11 protein-coding genes are annotated in these 18,585 nt (G+C 71.8%); 4 read left to right on the forward strand and 7 right to left on the reverse strand.

Annotation, left to right across the window (positions count from 1 at the left end):
• Positions 1-26: 26 nt before the first annotated feature.
• The 7 genes from VLK61_RS08480 to VLK61_RS08510 all read right to left on the reverse strand — a co-directional run bounded on the left by VLK61_RS08480 (position 27) and on the right by VLK61_RS08510 (position 12,929).
• Positions 27-8,768: a GH36-type glycosyl hydrolase domain-containing protein gene (locus VLK61_RS08480; protein WP_325420118.1), complete on the reverse strand. Its 8,742-nt coding sequence runs from the start codon at positions 8,766-8,768 to the stop codon at positions 27-29.
• Position 8,769: 1 nt separating this feature from the next.
• Positions 8,770-9,033: a hypothetical protein gene (locus VLK61_RS08485; RefSeq protein ID WP_325420120.1), complete on the reverse strand. Its 264-nt coding sequence runs from the start codon at positions 9,031-9,033 to the stop codon at positions 8,770-8,772.
• Between the two features lie 191 nt (positions 9,034-9,224).
• The gene (locus tag VLK61_RS08490; RefSeq protein ID WP_325420121.1) at positions 9,225-9,839 is read right to left on the reverse strand and encodes a PqiC family protein; all 615 of its coding nucleotides are present in this window, start codon (positions 9,837-9,839) and stop codon (positions 9,225-9,227) included.
• A gap of 45 nt (positions 9,840-9,884) precedes the next feature.
• Positions 9,885-10,916, reverse strand: coding sequence for an MlaD family protein (locus tag VLK61_RS08495; RefSeq protein WP_325420123.1), 1,032 nt, complete (start codon positions 10,914-10,916; stop codon positions 9,885-9,887).
• A complete protein-coding gene (locus tag VLK61_RS08500; protein ID WP_325420125.1) occupies positions 10,913-11,692 on the reverse strand; it encodes an ABC transporter ATP-binding protein in 780 nt (259 codons plus the stop codon). Before VLK61_RS08500 ends, VLK61_RS08495 begins: the two co-directional genes overlap by 4 nt.
• Positions 11,689-12,459 carry an MlaE family ABC transporter permease gene (locus tag VLK61_RS08505; protein WP_325420127.1) on the reverse strand — a complete coding sequence of 257 codons (771 nt, stop codon included), beginning with the start codon at positions 12,457-12,459 and terminating at the stop codon, positions 11,689-11,691. Before VLK61_RS08505 ends, VLK61_RS08500 begins: the two co-directional genes overlap by 4 nt.
• An 83-nt stretch (positions 12,460-12,542) precedes the next feature.
• Complete coding sequence (locus VLK61_RS08510; protein WP_325420129.1) at positions 12,543-12,929, reverse strand: BON domain-containing protein; 387 nt, start codon at positions 12,927-12,929, stop codon at positions 12,543-12,545.
• A gap of 153 nt (positions 12,930-13,082) precedes the next feature.
• Here VLK61_RS08510 and VLK61_RS08515 point away from each other — a divergent pair, with 153 nt between their 5' ends.
• The 4 genes from VLK61_RS08515 to VLK61_RS08530 all read left to right on the forward strand — a co-directional run bounded on the left by VLK61_RS08515 (position 13,083) and on the right by VLK61_RS08530 (position 18,544).
• Positions 13,083-13,589, forward strand: a complete 507-nt coding sequence (locus VLK61_RS08515; protein ID WP_325420131.1) for a CreA family protein — start codon at positions 13,083-13,085, stop codon at positions 13,587-13,589.
• A gap of 78 nt (positions 13,590-13,667) precedes the next feature.
• Positions 13,668-15,686 (forward strand): AsmA family protein, encoded by a 2,019-nt coding sequence (locus VLK61_RS08520; protein ID WP_325420199.1) that lies wholly within the window; start codon positions 13,668-13,670, stop codon positions 15,684-15,686.
• Between the two features lie 38 nt (positions 15,687-15,724).
• Positions 15,725-16,912 carry a phospholipase D-like domain-containing protein gene (locus VLK61_RS08525; protein ID WP_325420133.1) on the forward strand — a complete coding sequence of 396 codons (1,188 nt, stop codon included), beginning with the start codon at positions 15,725-15,727 and terminating at the stop codon, positions 16,910-16,912.
• A gap of 48 nt (positions 16,913-16,960) precedes the next feature.
• Positions 16,961-18,544 carry an ATP-binding protein gene (locus VLK61_RS08530; protein WP_325420135.1) on the forward strand — a complete coding sequence of 528 codons (1,584 nt, stop codon included), beginning with the start codon at positions 16,961-16,963 and terminating at the stop codon, positions 18,542-18,544.
• The last annotated feature ends 41 nt before the right edge of the window (positions 18,545-18,585 follow it).

Consider the following 18,585-nt stretch of genomic DNA (forward strand, 5'->3'; position numbering starts at 1 on the left):
CTGCACGAGGCCGATCGACCTGGGCCTCATGAGACGCGGCCGGTGGCTGCAGCGGGCTGCTGCGGCTGGCCGCGCAGGCTCAAGGGCGCCAGCGGTGCCACCAGCACATGCAGGCTGCCGTCCGGCAGGTCGTCCAGCAGCACGGATTCGCCGGCACGCACCTGGCGCGCCAGCGGGTCGCGGCGCAGCAGCTCGTGCGCAGTGCGCGGCTCGGCACAGATCGTGAAGCGGTGGTGGCGGTCGCGGTGGCGCAGGGTCACGCTGAGCTGCGGCCAGTGCGGCGGCAGGCAGGGCGCGAAACTGACGCGGCCCTGCGCCAGCACCACCCCGCAGAGCGATTCCAGCGCCGCGCGTGCCATCCAGCCGGCCGAGCCGGTGTACCAGCTCCAGCCGCCGCGGCCCGCGTAGGGCGGCTGGCTGTAGATGTCGCCGGCCATCACGTAGGGCTCCAGCGCATAGGCCGGCCCCAGGCGCTGATCGGTCCAGCGGTGAGCCGGGCTCAGGCCGGTGAACACGCGCCAGGCGCTGCGTGCATCGCCCAGCTTGGCAAAGGCCATCAGCGCCCACACGGCGCCATGCGCGTACTGGCCACCGTTCTCGCGCACGCCGGGCGGGTAGGCCTGGATGTAGCCGGCGCTCGGCCGCGCGTGCTGCAGCGGCGGGTCCAGCAGGCGCGCCAGCTGGAGTTCGTCGTCGAGCAACAGCGTGCGTGCGCTGTCCATCGCCTGGCGTGCGCGCGCCGGGTCGCCGGCGCCGGACAGCACGGCCCAGGCCTGGGCGATGAGGTCGATGCGGCATTCCGCGTTGTCCTGCGAGCCTAGCGGCGAACCATCGTCGAAATACGCACGGCGGTACCAGCGGCCGTCCCAGGCCTGCGCTTCCAGCGCCTGCACCCAGCCGCGGCGCGCTTCGGACCACTGTGCCACCCGTGCAGCGTCGCCCCGGGCCTGGGCGATCGGCAGGAACTCGTCGACCACGCTGCACAGCATCCAGGCCAGCCACACCGATTCACCGCGGCCGTGGTGGCCGACGCGGTTCATGCCGTCGTTCCAGTCGCCGATGCCCATCAGCGGCAGGCCATGGGCGCCGGTGCGCAGGCTGTGGACGATGGTGCGGGCGCAGTGCTCGTACAGCGTGGCGCTCTCCTGCGACACGGCGGGGGTGTCGTAGATGTCCTCGGCGCCTTCGGGCACGGCGGTGCCCTCCAGGAACAGGATGGACTCGTCCAGCAGCGCTGCATCACCGGTGCGGCGCAGGTAGTGGGCCACCGCCAGCGGCAGCCACAGCAGGTCGTCCGACGAGCGCGTGCGCACGCCGGCGCCGCCGGGCATGTGCCACCAGTGCTGCACGTCGCCCTCGCGAAACTGGCGCGCCGCATGTTCGCGGATCTGCTGCGCCAGCAGCTGCGGCGCGGCATGCACCAGCGCCATGGCGTCCTGCAGCTGGTCGCGGAAGCCCACCGCGCCGCTGGCCTGGTAGAAGCCGGCGCGGGCCCAGATGCGGCAAGCCAGCGCCTGGTAGGGCAGCCAGCGGTTGACCAGCGCGTCGAAGGCCGGGTCGGGCGTCTGCACCGTCACCGCACCGAGCAACTGGTTCCACTGCGCCTGCTGGCGCGCCAGGCGGGCGGCCGGGGCCACGCGCCAGACCTGCCGGGCCAGCAGCGTGGCGGCGGCGGGGCTGGGCGCATGGCCCAGCAGCAGCGTCACCTGCGAACGCTGGCCGGGGCGCAGTTGCATCGTGCAGCCCAGCGCGGCGCAGCCGTCCAGGCCGGCGCCTTCGCTGCGGCCCAGCTGCTCGGGCAGCACCAGGCGGCCGCGGGCATCGTGGAACTCGCGGCGGTCGCAGGTCCAGTCCTCATTGTCCAGTTGCGCCGGCACGCCGTCGGGGCTGGCGCGCCAACAGGCAAAGCCGGTGGCCATGCCGAAGCCGCCCAGGTGATCCAGCTGCGTGGCCTGCAGCATCAGCGCTTCGCTGCGCGGCGCGATGTCGCCGCGTTGCGGTGATGCCTGGGCGTCCTCGTCCGGCGCTTCGGGCAGCCAGCGCTCGCTGCGCGTGACGATGGACAGGCGATCGCTGCGCGCCGAACCCAGCGCCCATTCGATCAGGCCCACCAGGCGCAGCCGCCGGGTGCGCGTGCCGGTTGCGGTGATGCTGACCTGCACCTGCTTGACCGATTGTTCGGCGTCGACACACCAGCACAGATCGATGTCCAGGCCGTCGCAGCGCTGGCGCATGCGGGTGTAGCCGGTGCCGTGCGTGATCTGGCGGCCCTGCGCCGGGGTCAGCGAGCGGCCCAGCGCCCAGACGCGCGGGCTGTCGCGGTCTTCGAGCAGCAGCATCTCGCCGCTGGGGTCGGCCAGCGGGTCGTTGGACCAGGCGCTGACCTGGTGCATGCGGCTGTTGCCGGCCCAGGTGAAGCCGCCGGCGATCTCGGACACCTGCGTGCCGAAATCGGCATTGGCCAGCACGTTGATCCACGGCCGCGACGGGTACTGGCGCGGCGACAGCTCGAAGCTGAAGGCGCCGCTGCCGGCCTCGAAGCTGCCGCGGTCGGCCTGTACTGCCGCGGGTGCACCGCCCGGCGTGGCGGCACCGGCAAATCCACCGCTGAAGCCGCTCGGCAGCACGCCGTTCACCGGCAGATTCGTCACGCGTTCGCGCTGCGACAGGGCCTGTTCATGCGCTTCGAGTTCACGTTCGATCTGCTGCGCGAGCGAGCGGCTGTCGGCCTGCAGCCGCAGCCGCGCCAGCACTTGCAGCGTGAACAGCTCGTCGGCGCCGAGTTCGCGCGGCTGCAGCAGGTGCAAGGTGGCGCGGCGGTGCGCCGGCACACGTTCGTCCTGCTGCGCGAGGTGGCGCTCCAGCAGCAACAACAGCTGGTGCTGCACCGGCGCCAGGTAGCTGGCCGGCTCGGCGTTCAGCACCACCAGGTCGATGGCCACGCCGGCGCCGGTCCACAGCCGCAGCGCCTTCTTCAGCGTCTGTACCATCGGCAGGCCTTGTTCGCTGCTGATGGTCACCAGCAGGATCGGCCGGTCGCCGGAGACGCCGAAGCGCCACAGGTTGCGCCGGTCGCAGCGTGCGCTGCTGGCCCGCAACGGGTAGGGCATCTCGCGCGTGGCCTGGCTGGTGAGCAAGGTGTTCAGGCGCAGGATGGCCAGCCACGCATCGGCATCGAACTGCAGCTCGCGCAGCCGGATGCCGGCCATGGCGTGTGACATGCTCGCCGCCCGCTCGGCATGCGCCACCTGGCGGTACTTGTCGACCAGCGCTTCCAGAACATCCCGGTCCCGCGCCGCGGCGGTGCCGAAGGTCAGCCTGGCACTGGCATGGGCCGGCAGCCGGATGCGCAGCGTGATCGCGGCAACCGGGTCCAGCCCGGTGACACTGGCGTCGGCAGCATCGTCCGCGTGCCCCAGGGCCGGCTGCGGCCGGCCGTCCCCGGCGGGCATCGAGGACAGTGGCAGCGCCCCATTGCCTTGAACGCCATCGGGCGCCAGCGGCTGCCCGGCCTCGCGGTAGCGGCCCTGCCAGCGCGCCCGGTCGGTGCAGACGCTGACGCCTTCGACCGCCGCATCGCTGGCGGCCAGGAAGTGCACCGCCTGCACCGCGGCTTCGTCCGGCAGCCGCGGTTTGCGGCGCAGGTACAGCGCCTGTTCGGCAGCATCCCACCGGGTCTCGATGAACAGGTTGGCAAAGGCCGGATGGGCTTCGTCGGCGCGCTGCGGCGACAGCGTGACTTCGAAGCAGGAGCTCAAGGAGAGCTCCAGCGGCACCGGGCCGGTGTTCTCCAGCTCGACCTGGCGCAGCTCGATGTCGTCCTCCGGGCTGACCCACACGGTGCAGCGCGATTGCAGCTCGGGCCAGCGCGCATCGAAGATCACGCGGTCGGCCTGGAAGCGGGTACGGTACTCGGCCGCCGCGTCGGGCGCCGGGTGGTAGGTGAGCGAATGCACCTGCTCGCGGTGCGCACGGCGCAGGAAGAAGAAGCTGCCGCAGCCGTCGCGCAGCAGGTCGTCGCGCCAGCGCGACAGGCCCACGCCGTCCCACTGGCTGTAACCGCTGCCATGGCTGCGTAACGCCACGCTGTAGCGGCCATTGCTGAGCAGGTGCGTAGGCGCCAATGCGTCGACGCCGGGCAAGGTGTCCAGCTCCATGCGCGCACTGCGCGGGCGGCGCGGGCTCGGCAGCGGCGGCGGGTCGCGCAGCGCCGGCACTTCGCGCGGTGCCTGCTCGTGCAGCAGCGCGGTCACCGCGCGCAGGTGCGGGTCGCCCCGGGCCCAGCGGCGCGGCGCACCATCGGCCAGCAGATCCAGCAGCGCCAGCAGGCCCATGCCCTGGTGGTGGGCCATGTAGGTGGCCACCGTCACGCAGCGGCTGCCGCCGCTCTGGCGCTGCGGCGTGAAGTCCAGCGCCTCGAAGAAGCCGCAGGCACCGCGCGCCCCCAGCGCCTGCAGGGCCTGCAGGTTGGCCAGCGCCGCGGCCGGGTCGACCACCAGCGCCATCAAGGTGGCATAGGGGGCGATCACGCGCTCGTCGGCCGGCGTGCGGCGCAGCGCCAGCCGCGCCACGCCTTGCGGGCCGTACTGGTAGGCCAGCGTGTGGTCCTGCCCCGCGTAGGCGGATTCGGAAAGGCCCCAGGGCGTGTCGTGCCGCTCGCCGTCGGCACGCTGCTCGGCCACCGCGCTCTGCGCGGCCTGGTGCAGCACACTGCCTTCGGGCTCATCCAGGACCAGTGACGGCATCAGGTACTCGAACATCGAACCCGACCAGGACTTCAGCCCCACGCCGGCACCGCGCGCAAACAGCGGCCGGCCCAGCGCGGCCCAGTGCCGCACCGGCACATCGCCCTTGGCGATGGCGACCAGGCTGGTCAAACGCGACTCGGACGCCAGCAGGTCGTAGTGGCCGGTGTCGAGTTGCTGCTGTTCGGCGCGGTAGCCGATGTGCAGCAGGTGGCGCTTGGGGTCGTAGAGAAAGGCGTAGTCCGCGGCCAGCGCCAGCGTGCGGCAGCGCACCGCCACGTCCTGCAGGCGCGCGGTCATCGCGGCGGGGTCTTCGCACAGGTCGCGCAGCACAGACGCCAATGTGTCCAGGTGGTCGTGCATCAGCCACAGCGCGCGGTCATCCTCGCCGCTGGCCTGGCCCAGCTGCAGGCTGTCGAGTTCGGTTCGCGCCTGCTGCACGCGGTCCTGCAGCGCCAGGGCCTGCGCCACGTCGCTGGGCCAGGGGGCATCGCCATGGCCGATCTGGGCCAGCGACAGCAGCGTCGGCGTGCTGACCAGCACCGGTGCCAGCGTGCGCACCTGGCGCGACGAAGCGGCGAGCGCCCGCCGTGCCGCGGCCGGCGGCAGCGGCCAGGCCGCCACCTGGTCGCAGGCCTGGGCCAGCACCAGCAGGTGGCCGCTGAGGTTGCCGCTGTCGACGGTGGAGACATAGGCCGGGCTCAGCACCGCCAGCGTGCAGGTGTCGTACCAGTTGAAGAAGTGGCCGCGGTGGCGCGGCAGGCGTTCCAGCGTGTCCAGCGTGTTGGCGACGCGCTCGGCCATTTCGGTGGCGCCGATGAAACCCAGTTCGTGCGCGCAGGCCGTGCTCAGCAGGTACAGGCCGATGTTGGTCGGCGAGCTGCGGTGCGCCACCATCAGCTGCGGCTGGATCTGCACGTTATCCGGCGGCAGGTGGTTGTCGACCTGGCCGACGTGGCGCACGTAGTAGCGCCAGGTGTCGCGGGCCAGCGCGCCCAGCCATTGCCGATCGTCGACCGACAGACGCTGCGGCTGCTGCGCCCGCTGCGGCCGGCTGGCCCACCAGGTGGCCAGCGGCGACGCGGCCCACAGCAGGCACAGGCCGAGACCGGCGCGCCAGGCCACCGGCAGGCCGGCCCAGGTCAGGACCCCCAGCAGCGCCAGGATCAGCCCGGCCGCCAGCGGCGCGCGCACATGGCGGCGCAGCAGCGTCAGCAGTTCCGTGCTGGCGTGGGCCTGCGCGGCTGCAGCGGTCGTCCACTGCAGCAGGTGGCGGCGCGAGACGAACTGCCGGTGCAGCGCCCGGGCGATCGCGTCGGTCGCCAGCATCGCGCTCTGCGGCAGGTGGGCGATGTGCCAGGCGGCAGTGAGCAGCGCGCGGCCAACATCGGTCAAGCCCAGGCGGAAAAAGCGCTGCAGCGAGATGTCGTCGCGGCTGGGTGCCAGCGCGGCGATGGCGCCCAGCAGCGGCCCGGCGCAGAACGCGGCGGCCACCGCCGTCAGCACCACGCCCCAAGGCAGCACGCCGGTGGCCAAGGCCAGCAGCAGCGCGGCCAGCGACAGCGGCGCCACCAGGGAGCGGCGCAAGTTGTCGGCCATCTTCCAGCGATCGATGGCCAGCAGCGGGTAGCGCGCCGGCTGAAACAGGAAGGGCAGCAACTGCCAGTCGCCGCGGGTCCAGCGGTGCAGGCGCGAGGCCACCACGTCGGCATGCTGCGGCGCATCCTCGATCAGCGTGACATCGCTGACCGCGGCGCAGCGCGCCAGCGCGCCTTCGAGCAGATCGTGGCTCAGCACCTGCTCGGCCGGCAGGCGCTGCGACAGTGTGTGGTGGATGGCCTGCACGTTCAGCAGGCCCTTGCCGGTGAAGCTGCCTTCGCCGAAGAGATCCTGGTAGACCTCCGAACTGGCCGCACTGTAGGGGTCGATGCCCGAGCGGCCGCCGAACAGCCGGCGCAGCGGCGTCACGCTGTGCGACGGCGGCAAGGGCGGCACCACGCGCGGCTGCAGGATGCCGTAGCCGGACAGCACGCGGCGGCTGGCCGGATCCAGCTGCGGCTGGTTCAGCGGGTGTGCGGCCAGGCCCACCAGTTCGCGCAGGCGGCCGGGCGGCAGGTCGGTGTCGCTGTCCAGCGTGACGACGTAGCGCACGCCAGGGGCGGGCGCCGACAGCCGGCCGAGGTCGGCGAAGGGGTGGTAGCTGTCGTCGACCAGCGCATGCACCAGCTGTTCGAGCTTGCCGCGCTTGCGTTCCCAGCCGAGCCAGCATTGTTCACTGTCGGACCAGACGCGCGGGCGCAGCAGCAGCAGGAAGCGCGCCGCGGTGTGCGCCGGGCCTTCCGGGCCTTCCAGGACTTCCGCGGCACCGTGACGCTGGTTCAGCAGCGCGATGCCGGCGCTGGCGTGGGTCAGCAGCGCTTCGTCGCCGGCGCCGACTTGCGCCGGGGCGTCGGCAAAATCGGCCAGCAAGGCGAATTGCACGGCGCGCTCGGGATTGGCCAGCGCATGCTGCTGCAGCTGCGCGCACAGCGCGTCGATCGCATCGGGGCTGGTCAGCAGGCAAGGCACGACGACCAGCGTGCGGTGCGCGTCCGGAATGCCCTGTTCCAGCGCCAGCCGGGGCAGGCGCGCCGGTCGCACCGATTCGCTGATCAAACGGTTCACCACCGCGACCAGTGCTTCGCCCACGGGGCCCAGCAGCAGCAGGCCGGCAGCCAGCACCAGCGGCCAGGGTGTGCCTGGCGGCGCGTAGCGGTTCAGCAGCCAGCCCACCAGCAACAGGCTCAGCACCGCCAGGCCGCCCGCATAGGCGCCGACGGCGGTGGGGTGCGCCCGGGCACCGCGCCAGGGCCAGCGGCGGCGGCGCAGGCCCAGTGCCGAGCGCAGCGCATCGCGGCCCGGGCCCTGCCACCACCAGGCCAGCGCGGTGCCGGCCTGTTCAGCATCGCCACCGCCTGCGGCCTGGTCGACCAGCACCTGCGCCACCGCCGATTCGGCACCACCGGTCTCGCGCGCCAGGCGCGCAACGGCCCGCAGCGTGCTGCCTTGCGTGTCTTCCCGCTCGGCCGCATGCACCGGGGACTGCTGCAGGATGCGCAGCGTCGGGCTGGTCTTCTGGAACAGCGCCTGCCAATCGGCCTGGTCCAGCAGGCGCAGCGAGGTGATGGCGTTGCGGATGCTCTGGTGATCCGCCGTGGCCTGCACCTGCTGCTGGCTCAAGGTCTCGGCCGGGTCGGGCAGGCGCTGCGCCAGCCACTGGCGCAGCTGGGTGGCGTCACCGATCGGCAGGTCGTCCTCGCGCTGCAGCAGCTGCAGCGCCAGGGCCGGCGCCAGGCCGCGCACGCTCACTTCGGCGTCCAGACGCTCCAGCGAGGCGAAGTCGCGTGCGCCATCCGGCTGGTCGATCCAGCGGTGCGCGGCCTCACGCACGGCCTGGGTCGCGGCTGTGCGCTCGGCCAGGCGGCGCAGGTTCTCCACCAGCACGGTGCGCAGCGTGGTCGGCAGTGCCCACAACTCGGCCAGGCGCAGTTCGCGCACCGACTGGTAGGCGGCCAGGTAGGCCTCCAGCAGCGGTTCGTCGAAGCCGCTGTCGGTGTGCGCCACCCAGGCCCAGGCCACGCCGTAGATGCGCGGCAGGCCGGCCAGCGGCGGATCGCGCAGCACCGGCAACTCCTTGAAGAAGCGGCGTGGCAGCTGCTGCCGCACGGCATGCAACTGCTCGTCGATCAGCGCGGCGTTGTCGAGCAGCCAGTGGGCCGCAGGGCCGAGCGGCTGGCCTTCGCGCGCGCGGGCTTCGAGCAGTGTGCGGGCTTGCTGCAGCACCGCCATGTTGTTTTCCAGGCGTGGCACGAAGCCATGGCGGGGCGGGCGGCCGTCGGCCGTTTCATGACTCTGGGCGAGGCTGCGGCCATGCTGCTCGAAACGGGCGTGGCCGAACAGTTCAGACCGGATGGCTGGCTCGATGGGCCCCGCGCTGGCCGCCAGCAGGCCAGGGCCTGGCGGCGTTGGGCTGTGCGCGCGCAACTCACATCCCGTAGGCGCTGAGCGCCAGCGCCGCCGCCACCACGGTGACGGTGGTGACGAAGCGGGGGGCCAGCAGGCTGTGAATCAGTTCTGCCGCGCAGCCCAGGCTGTTCCAGCGGCTGCGCGCCTGCTGGCACTGCAACACATGCCGCTGCAGGCTGTGGCGATGCTCATGCAGCGCGCGCTGGCGCTGGGTGTCGCGGCTGGCGGTGGGCAGCGTGACGAGCAGGCCGGAGCCGGTGGACAGCAGGCTGGGGTAGAGCATGGGCGGCATCAAAGAGCTTTCGGGCAGGTCGGCAGCGCTGATCAGCGTTGCGAAGAAGGTTGATGCCACTGTAGGAGCCGGGCCCCGCGCTGTCGGCCGGACGCGCGCGCATCGCCATGTCAGCGTTGGCCTACAAGCGCACCGGCGGTTTGTCCTGCATGTGCGCTGAGCGCAGGGCTCGCCACTGGGGTTTACCAGCGGCCAGCGCGGCGCGTGGGCTCGGTGGCCGGCACGCCCGCCAGCCGCTCGGCCAGACGCCACAGCGCCAGCCGGTGCGCGCTGACCAAGCTGTCGACGTCGCGGCCGTCGGACAGCGCCACCAGTTCGGCGCTTTCATTGCGCGCTGGCGTGCCGCCGCTGGGGTCCTGCACCGACCAGCGCGCGCGCAGCCGCACGCCGCTCAGGTCGGCCAGCGGCTCGAAGGCCAGCAGCTCCAGCCGGATCTGCCGCGTCACCACCACGCCGGCGGGCAGCGGTGCGGTCCAGAGGCGGTCTTCGCCGAGCAAGGCGGCCAGGTCGGTGCGCAGCAGGCGCGGCACGCTGCTGCGCAGGGGTTCGGCCCAGCGATCGCTGCTGTGGGCCTGCAGGCCGGCCTGGCCATAGGGCACGACGATGGCATCGCGGTCCAGGTAGTCGGGCAGTTGCACGGCGGCCAGCTGCCAGGTCCAGCCGGACGGGATGGCCAGCACGCCGATCGCCACCGGCGGCTCTGCGCGCAGCTGGTACAGGCGCACCGGCGGCGAGGCGGCGCAGCCGGCGAGCAGCGCGGCAGCAAGGGTCAACGTGGCGGACAGCGTCTTCTTCATCAGGCCCCCTGTGTGGCTGTGTGCGGCTGTGTGCGGCTGTGTGGCTCATGGCGCGGCCGGCCGGCCGCGCACCAACACCTCGGGCTGGCGGTCCAGCGTATCGGCCAGCTCGCGCAAAGCCCGTGCGGCACGCGAGAGGTCGTGCATCGTCTGCTCGAGGTTCTGGCGCAGCGGCGCATCGTCGGCCGTGGCCTGGCGCAGCGCCTGGCTGGTGCGGGCCAGGTCGTCGGCGGCTTGCTGGATGCTGCGCAGCAGCGGCGAATCCGCCGCCAGCACCTGGGTGACGCGATCACTGGCCTCGCTGACGCGTCCGGCGGTACCGCTGACCCGGTCGGAGGCCGTGCCGACGCGGTCCATCGCCTGGCGCGTGGCGCCCAGCGTGGCCTGGGCGGCATCGGCCAGCGGATCGATGCGTTTGTCCAGCCGCTCGCTCAGGTGCTTGATCGAGCCGGTGATCCGCGCCAGGTCGGCCATCGCCTGCTTCAGCTCGGGCCCGGCCACCAGCGCGCGGGCCGAGCCGGCGATGGCCGACACATCGTCGACCAGCTGGCGCACATCCAGGCCATCGAGCTGGTTCTTCAGGTCCTGGATGGTGGTGGAGACGGTCGGGATCTCCACGCCCTTGCCCAGGGAGCCGAGCGTGCGTGCCGGCTTGCCGGGCCGAAAGTCGAGATCGATGTAGAGCTGGCCGGTGAGCAGGCTCTGCGTCGACAGCTGCGCGCGCAGGCCACGATCGACCAGCGCCTTGATGCGCAGATCATCGCCATTGGCAGGCGTGTTGCCGCCGACATCGCGGATCACCGCGCGTTCCAGGTCGGCCACCACGGGAATCGAGAAGCTGTCGCTGCGGGTGTCGTAGGTCACGCCGATGGACACCACGCTGCCCATGCGCACACCGCGAAACACCACCGGCGCGCCGACCTGCAGGCCGTAGGTGGAGCCACTGAAATGCATCACCGCGCGTTCCTTGCGCACGAACAGCTGGTTGCCGGTGAGCAGGAACACCGCGCCGAACACCAGCACCAGGGCACCGACGACAAAGGCGCCGATCAGCGTGGGGTTGGCGCGCCGGGTCATGCATGCTCCCCGGGCCGCGGCGTGCGCCGCAGGAAGGCGCGCACCGGCTCGGGCCCATGGTCGAGCAGCGCCGCGGGGGTGTCCAGCGCGGTCATGGTCTTCTGGCCGGCATCGAGGAACAGCGCGCGGTCGGCCACCGCGAAGATGCTCTCCAGTTCATGCGTGACCATCACCACCGTGCTGCCGTGCTGGCGGCACAGGCCGAGGATCAACTCGTCGAGCTGCGCCGAGCTCAGCGGGTCCAGCCCGGCCGAAGGTTCGTCCAGGTACAGCAGCGGCGGGTCCAGCGCCATCGCCCGGGCAATCGCCGCGCGTTTGCGCATTCCGCCGCTCAGATCGGCGGGCAGGGTGTCGAAGCTGGCCTCCAGCCCCACCTGGGCGAGCTTGGCGCGCGCCACCTGTTCCTGTGCCGCAGCGGACTTGTCGGTGAACAGGCGCAGCGGCAGCATCACGTTGTCGCCCACCGTCATCGAGCTCCACAGCGCACCGGCCTGGAAGGCCACGCCGAAGCTGCGGCGTATCGCGGCCAGCGCTTCGTCGCTGCAGGCGTTCAGGTCCTGTTCGCCATAGCGTACAAAACCAGCGGCCGGGCGCTGCAGGCCGATCATGTGGCGCAGCAGCGTGCTCTTGCCGCAGCCGCTGCCGCCCATGATGACGAAGACTTCGCCGCGGCGGACCGTGAAGTCCAGGTCGTGCTGCACCACCTTCGGGCCGAAGGCCAGCGTCAGGCGCTCGACCTGTACCAGTCCGTCGGCAGGGGCGGGGTCGGCGTTCACAAGTCCAAGCGCTGGAACGCGATCGTCAGCGCGGAGGCGGCCACCACGATCCACACCAGCGCCTGTACCACGGCGGCGGTGGTGGCCTCGCCCACCGCCTGCGCGCTGCGGCCGGCGAACAGGCCCTGGCGGCAGCCGGCCAGGGCCACCAGCGCGGCGTACACGGTGCCCTTGAGCAGGCCGATGTTCAGGTGCGTGAGCGTCAACGCATCCAGGCTCTTGTGCAGGTATTCGACCGGTTGCACGCCGAAAATGCCCACGGCCACCAGCAGCCCCGCGAACATGCCCACCAGCGCGGCATAGGCGGTGAGCAGCGGCGCCACCAGCACCATCGCCAGCAGGCGCGGCAGCACCAGGTAGTCCATCGGCGTGATGCCCATGGCCTGCAGGGCATCGATCTCCTCGTTGGCCTGCATGCTGCCGAGCTGCGCCGCGAAGGCCGCACCGATGCGGCCGGACAGGATGACGCCGGTCATCAGCGCCGCGATTTCGCGCACCACGCCCACCGTCACCAGATCGGCGATGTAGATCTGCGCGCCGAAGCGCTGCAGTTGCGCGGCGCCCATGTACGCGAGGATCAGGCCGACCAGGAAACAGGTGAGGGTGACGATGGGCAGGCTGCGCGGGCCTGTCTGTTCGATCTGCCAGGCGAGGTCGCTGCGCTGCATCATGCTGCGGCCGCGCAGCAGGCGGCCCAGGGCGAGCAACACATCACCCACGAAGCCCAGCGTGCGCCGGGCATCGGACACCCACGCAGAAGCGCGCAAGCCCAGCGTGGTGACCCAGCCGGGCTGCGTTGGCCTCTGCGTGGATACGGGGCCGGGCGGCAGTGGCTCGGCCCCGTGCACGATCACTGCCGCACGATGAGCTGGTTGTCGACGTTCGACACGCCTTGCACCGCCGACGCCAGCTGCGTCGCGCGGTCCTTCGAGGCAGCGTCAGGTGCCGTGCCGCGCAGCGACACGTTGCCGTGGTTGGTGTCCACGTTGATGCGCAGCGCACTCAGAGAGGCGTCCTTGGCCAGTTCGGCGTTGACACTGGCGGTGATGGTGGCGTCGTTGATGTCGGCCTTGGCTTCCGCCTTGACTTCGGCAGCCTTGTTTTCCGTCTTGGCGATGGCCGTATCCAACTGCTGGCCGGCCGTCTTGCCGTCGTCGGTGCGGTTGCAACCTGTGAGGGCCAGACCGGCCAGTGCTGCGGTAACCAGTGAAGCGATCAGATGCGAGGTGATTTTCATGCTGTGCCTTTCGACAACGATGATGAGGTGTGGTGAGCTTAGGATCCCTCCGCAGCCGAACCTATCGGCGCTTAGCGGGTTCGCGTGTGGGATCTTGCTGACACGCACGCGGCGCGCCCGACACTGAAACAACATCGATCTGGAAATAGCACCATGCGCAAACACCCTGGCCCGTGGGCCCTCACCGCCGGCCTGCGGGCCCTCACGTTCGGCACGTTGGTGCTGCTGGCGCCGGCAGCCCGGGCCGAGCAGATCGGCGAGGTCAGCACCGCCTTCATCCTGCTCGGGCCCAATCACAAGATCGTCGTCGAGGCTTATGACGACCCACGCGTGGCAGGCGTGACGTGCCATGTGTCGCGTGCCAAGACCGGCGGCATCAAGGGCGGGCTGGGGCTGGCGGAGGACAAGGCCGAGGCCTCGATCGCCTGCCGCCAGTCCGGCCCGATCAGCTTCAGCGGGCCGCTGCCGCAGCAGGAAGAGGTGTTCAACGAGCGCATCTCCCTGGTGTTCAAGAAGCTGCGCATCGTGCGCATCGTCGATGCCAAGCGCAACACGCTGGTCTACCTGACCTATTCGGACCGCTTGATCGACGGCTCGCCGCAGAACAGCATCACCGCGGTGGCGGTGGACCGGGCGACGGTGATTCCGGTCAAGCCCTAGCCTAGGGTCACGCCAGCCCGGCGCATCGTCCAGGCACATGCCTTGCCCTGGTGAGGGCATGAGACGAGGTGCTTGCTGATGCTGCTGCGCGCACGCCGCTGGTGGGTCGGCTTGGTCGCGCTGACGGTGCCGCTGGTGCTCGTGCTCGCCGGCGAATGGGCGCGCTGGCCTTTCCTGCAGCGGCCGCTGGAGCACTTTCTGTCGGACCGGCTGGGGCGCTCGGTCGCCTTCGGCCCGCAGTTCGGGCTGCAACTGCTGGGCCCCGTGCGCATGGCCAGCGAGGATTTGCACATCGCGGGGCGGCGGCCGGCCGATGCGCCGCTGCTCGAAGCCGGGCAGGTGAAGTTGGTCTTGCACTGGCACACCCTGCTGGGCCTGGCGCTGGGGCGCAACGTGGCGCCACTGCAAGTGCAGTCGCTCGATGTCGGCCGGCTGGTGCTGAACCTGCAGCGCAGCGCCGACGGCCGCGCGAACTGGCAGTTCGGCCCGCCCGATGCGCCGGCGGCGGCCGGACAGGCCGAGATGGCGGTGCCGCGCATCGGTCGACTGAGCCTGCGTGATGGCTGGATCCATGTCGACGACGCGCTGATGGCACTGCACTTGAGCGCCCAGGTGCAGACCCAGGAAGGCTTGCCGCAAGCGGGCGCCGCAAAACCGGCCGGGCTGCATGCCACCGCGCGGGGCGACTGGCGCGGCCAGCCGCTGACGGCCGAACTGCACGCCGCCGGCCTGCTGCCGCTGGCCGACGACGCGGACCGGTCGCCGCCGGTGCCGATGCGCCTGCAGGCGCAGCTGGGCCGGGCACAGCTGTCGCTGGACGGCAGCGTGCGCGACCTGCTGCACCTGGGCGGGCTGGAGGGCCGCTTCGAGCTGGCCGGCCCGTCGCTGTCGGCGGTCGGCAAGCCGCTGCGGGTGGCGCTGCCGACCACCGCGCCCTTCAAATCCAGCGGCCACGTGCGCAAGTCCGACAAGCTCTGGCAGGTGCAGCTGGCGGCCTTGTCGGTGGGCTCGTCGCGCCTGGCGGGCGAGTTCAAATTCGACACCGCGCCGGCGGTGCCCCATCTGAGCGGTCGCCTCACCGGCGCGCGCCTGGCCTTGCCGGACCTGGGCCCGGCCTTCGGCGCCCCGGCGCCCGGCACACCGCCCGCGGCCAAGCCGCCCCGGCCGGCGGGGCGCGTGCTGCCGCATCGCGAGCTGGACCTGCCCTCGCTGCGCATGATGTCTGCCGACGTGCAGGTGAAGCTGGCCATGGTCGACGTCGGCACGGCGCTGATCGCCCCACTGTCGCCGCTGCAGGTTCAGGTGCGGCTCGAAGGCGGCGTGTTGTCGCTGAAGGACTTGCAGGCCAGCAGCGCGGGCGGGGACGTGCGCGGTGACCTGTCGGTCGATGCCGGCAAGGAGCCGCCGCAGTGGCGGGCCGATCTGCGCTGGGCCGGCGTGCGGCTCGAACAGCTGGTCAAGCTGAAGAACCCGCGCGGCGGTGGCCAGCCCTATGTCAGCGGACAGCTCGCCGGTCACGCCCGGCTGCAGGGCCAGGGCCGGTCGACCGCACGCATGCTGGCCTCGCTGGACGGCACGACACAGCTGTCGGTGCGCGCGGGCCGCATCTCGCACCTGACGATGGAGCTGGCCGGCATCGACCTGGCCGAGAGCCTGGGCCTGCTGTTGCGCGGCGACGAACCGCTGCAGATGCGCTGCGCCGTCGCCCAGCTGGCGCTGAAGGACGGCCGCGTGACGCCCCAGGTGGCGGTGATGGACACGGCGGACACCACGCTGATGATCGGCGGTTCGCTGTCGCTGGCCGACGAGAGCCTGGCCCTGGTGGTCAACGCCAGCCCGCACGACTTTTCGCCGCTGACCTTGCGCGGGCCGGTGCGCGTGAACGGCAGCTTCGCCGCGCCGCAGGTCAAGCTGGACAGCCAGCGCATCGGCCTGCGCGTGGCGGCAGCGGCGGCACTCGGTGCGCTGCTGTCCCCGCTGGCCGCGGTGTTGCCGCTGCTGGACTTCGGCGAGACCGACATGGAGGTCTGCGCCACGGCGCTGGCCGAGATCCGGCAACGTGCTGCGCAGACCGGCGGCGCCAGGGCCACGCGCTAAGCGCTGCCGCAGCCCTTCCCACGCCCGAGGTCTTTGCAATGTTCCCGGCCACCTCCACCGCGCTGCAGCTTCATGCACGCACGCTGGTGCGCTGCCTGGGCGAGCCGCTGCTCGGCGGCAACCGCGTGCGCCTGCTGCTGGACGGCCCGGCCGCCAGCGACGCCCTGTTCAGGGCCATCACGCAGGCCCGCGACCACATCAACATCGAGAGCTACGTCATCGAGCCCGACGGGCCGGGCGCCGAGCTCGCCCGCCGCCTGATCGAACGCTGCCGCGCCGGTGTGCAGGTGAACCTGTTGTTCGACAGCGTCAGCGCGATGCGCGGCTCGGCGCCGTGCTTCGACGCACTGCGCGAGGCCGGAGTCAGCCTGTGCGAATACAACCCGGCGCGCCGCCTGAGCACGCTGCTGAGCCATGCGCTGCACCTGCGGGACCACCGCAAGCTGATGGTCGTCGACGGCCGCATCGGCTTCATCGGCGGCGTCAACTTCGCGGCCGTGCACTCGGCGGGATCGTCAGCGCCGCGCAGTCGCGATGCCGCCTGGCGCGACACCCACGCGCTGGTCGAGGGCCCGGTGGTGGCGCGGCTGCAGCGGCTGTTCGTCGCCCACTGGCAGCGCTTCGCGAGCGAAGCCTTGCCGCCGGCGCGCTACTTTCCGCCCTTGCCGCAGCTGGGCACCCAGCAGGTCGGCGTGGCGGCCTGCGATGCCGGCCGCCGTCGCAACCCCTACTACGGCGCGCTACTGGGCGCCATCGACAGCGCGCGCCATCGCATCCTGCTGACCAGCGCCCATCAGGTGCCGCCGCGTCGCCTGCAGCGGGCCCTGATGCGCGCGGCCGGGCGGGGCGTGGCGGTGCACCTGCTGCTGCCGGCGTCCAGCGACAGCTGGGCACCGCTGCAGCCCGGCGGCTCGCCCTGCAGCCAGTTGCTGCGCGCCGGCGTGCGCATTCATGAACGGCACGATGCGCTGCTGCATGCCAAGACCTGCGTCGTGGACGGCGTGTGGGCCAGCGTCGGCTCCAGCAACACCGACTGGCGCCGCTTCGTGCACAACGCCGAGGCCGACCTGATGGTGGTGGACAGCGGTTTTGCCGACCAGCTGGAACGCAGCTTCTGCGCTGACGTGGCGCAGGCCGTGGCGGTGGAGCCGGCGAACTGGGGCCAACGCTCGTGGCTGGACCGGTGCAAGGACCTGCTGGCGCGGCGGCTCGAATACTTCCTGTAGCGGCGGCCGACGCTTTGTCGCCGTTCATCTCGCCGATACTGCCTGATCATGTCGATCCGCATTCGCCTGATCCTGCTGGTGCTGTCGGTGATGCTGCCGGCATTGGCCGCGGCGGTGTGGGTCATCGCCACCACCCTCGCCGAGGCCCGCGAAGCCCAGGTGCCGCCGGTCGGCTGGATGGCCGCGCTGCTCGATGGCCAGAGCGCCGTGCCGCAGGTGGTGATCTGCACCGTGCTGCTGATCGCGCTGGCATTGGCCGGGGCGCTGTGGGTGTCGCGGCGCATATCCGGGCCGATCGAATCGCTGCAGGCGGCCGCGCGGCAGCTGCAGCAGGGCCAGGCGGTGGAGCGTCGCTCCACCGGCATCGACGAATGCGACATGGTGCTGGCCACGCTGGCCGAGGCCTCCGAAACCCTGCGGCACGCCCGCGGCGACCTGGAACTGCAGGTCGAACACGCGGTGCAGCGCACCCGCGAGGCCGAGCAGCGCGCCAGCCGGAGCCAGCGCATCGAAGCGCTGGGCCGCCTGACCGGCGGCGTGGCGCACGACTTCAACAACCTGCTGGGCGTCGTCAGCAACAGTGCGCACCTGATCCAGCGGCGCGCCACCGGCGATGCACTGGCCGCACCATTGGCCGCACCCCTGGGCGCCATCCTGCGCGCCGTGGAAGTCGGCCACCGGCTGACGCAGCACCTGCTGCGCTTTGCCGGCCGCAAACCGGTGCGGCCGCAAATGCTGGACCTGCGGCAGTACCTGATGTCCTTGAACGAGTTGATGCGCACGGTGCTGGGCTCGGGCATCCAGTTCAAGGCCCGCGTGGCCGCCGACACGCATGCGGTGACGCTGGATTCGGCCGAACTGGAGCTGGCGCTGATCAACCTGGCGCTCAACGCGCGTGATGCGATGCCACGCGGCGGCGAGGTGCAGCTGCAGGCCCGCAACGCCGCCGCCGACGAACTGGAGGGCCTGCCGCGCGAGGCCAGCGGCGACTTCGTGCTGATCACTTTCGGCGATAGCGGCAGCGGCATCGACGAAGAGACGGCCCGCCATGTCTTCGAGCCTTTTTTCACCACCAAGCCCGTCGGCAAGGGCAGCGGCCTGGGCCTGGCCCAGGTGCGCGGCTTCTGCGTGCAGGCCGGCGGCACGGCACGCCTGGCCAGCACGCCGGGGCTGGGCACCACCGTCTCGCTGCTGCTGCCCGCCGGCCAGGGCCAGGTGGAGGCCGCGCCGGCCCGGGTGGCTGCCGATGGCGCGTCGCTGACCGGCCGGCAGGTGCTGCTGGTCGAAGACAACGAGGATCTGGGCGCCATCACCGAGGCCTTGCTGGCCGACTTCGGCTGCCGTGTGCAGCGCGTGAGCGGCGCCGACGAAGCCCTGCGCGCCGTGGCGGCGGTGGCCTTCGACGCGGTGCTCAGCGATGTGGTGATGCCCGGGGTGATGGACGGCCTGGCGCTGGCGCACGAATTGCGCCGCCGCCAACCGCAGCTGCCGGTGCTGCTGATCAGCGGCTATTCCAGCGCGCTGGGTGGCGCGCATGATTTCGAGGTGCTGGCCAAGCCGTGCCCGCCCGAGGCCATGGTGGCCGCGCTGCAGCGCGCGATGCAGCCCGCGGCCGCGCTGCCCGGCCGGTAAACACTGCGGCAGGCGATGCCATGGCCGCCTGCCCCCGCCAC

It is taken from the genome of Aquabacterium sp. (assembly GCF_035476535.1).
Taxonomy (GTDB): domain Bacteria; phylum Pseudomonadota; class Gammaproteobacteria; order Burkholderiales; family Burkholderiaceae_C; genus Pseudaquabacterium.

Bases quoted from the DNA above. Each gene is read 5' to 3' on its own strand.
- VLK61_RS08520 (WP_325420199.1), top strand. From the start codon at position 13,668: ATGCTGCTGCGCGCACGCCGCTGGTGGGTCGGCTTGGTCGCGCTGACG.
- VLK61_RS08510 (WP_325420129.1), bottom strand. From the start codon at position 12,929: ATGAAAATCACCTCGCATCTGATCGCTTCACTGGTTACCGCAGCACTG.
- VLK61_RS08490 (WP_325420121.1), bottom strand. From the start codon at position 9,839: ATGAAGAAGACGCTGTCCGCCACGTTGACCCTTGCTGCCGCGCTGCTC.
- VLK61_RS08525 (WP_325420133.1), top strand. From the start codon at position 15,725: ATGTTCCCGGCCACCTCCACCGCGCTGCAGCTTCATGCACGCACGCTG.
- VLK61_RS08515 (WP_325420131.1), top strand. From the start codon at position 13,083: ATGCGCAAACACCCTGGCCCGTGGGCCCTCACCGCCGGCCTGCGGGCC.
- VLK61_RS08530 (WP_325420135.1), top strand. From the start codon at position 16,961: ATGTCGATCCGCATTCGCCTGATCCTGCTGGTGCTGTCGGTGATGCTG.
- VLK61_RS08485 (WP_325420120.1), bottom strand. From the start codon at position 9,033: ATGCTCTACCCCAGCCTGCTGTCCACCGGCTCCGGCCTGCTCGTCACG.
- VLK61_RS08495 (WP_325420123.1), bottom strand. From the start codon at position 10,916: ATGACCCGGCGCGCCAACCCCACGCTGATCGGCGCCTTTGTCGTCGGT.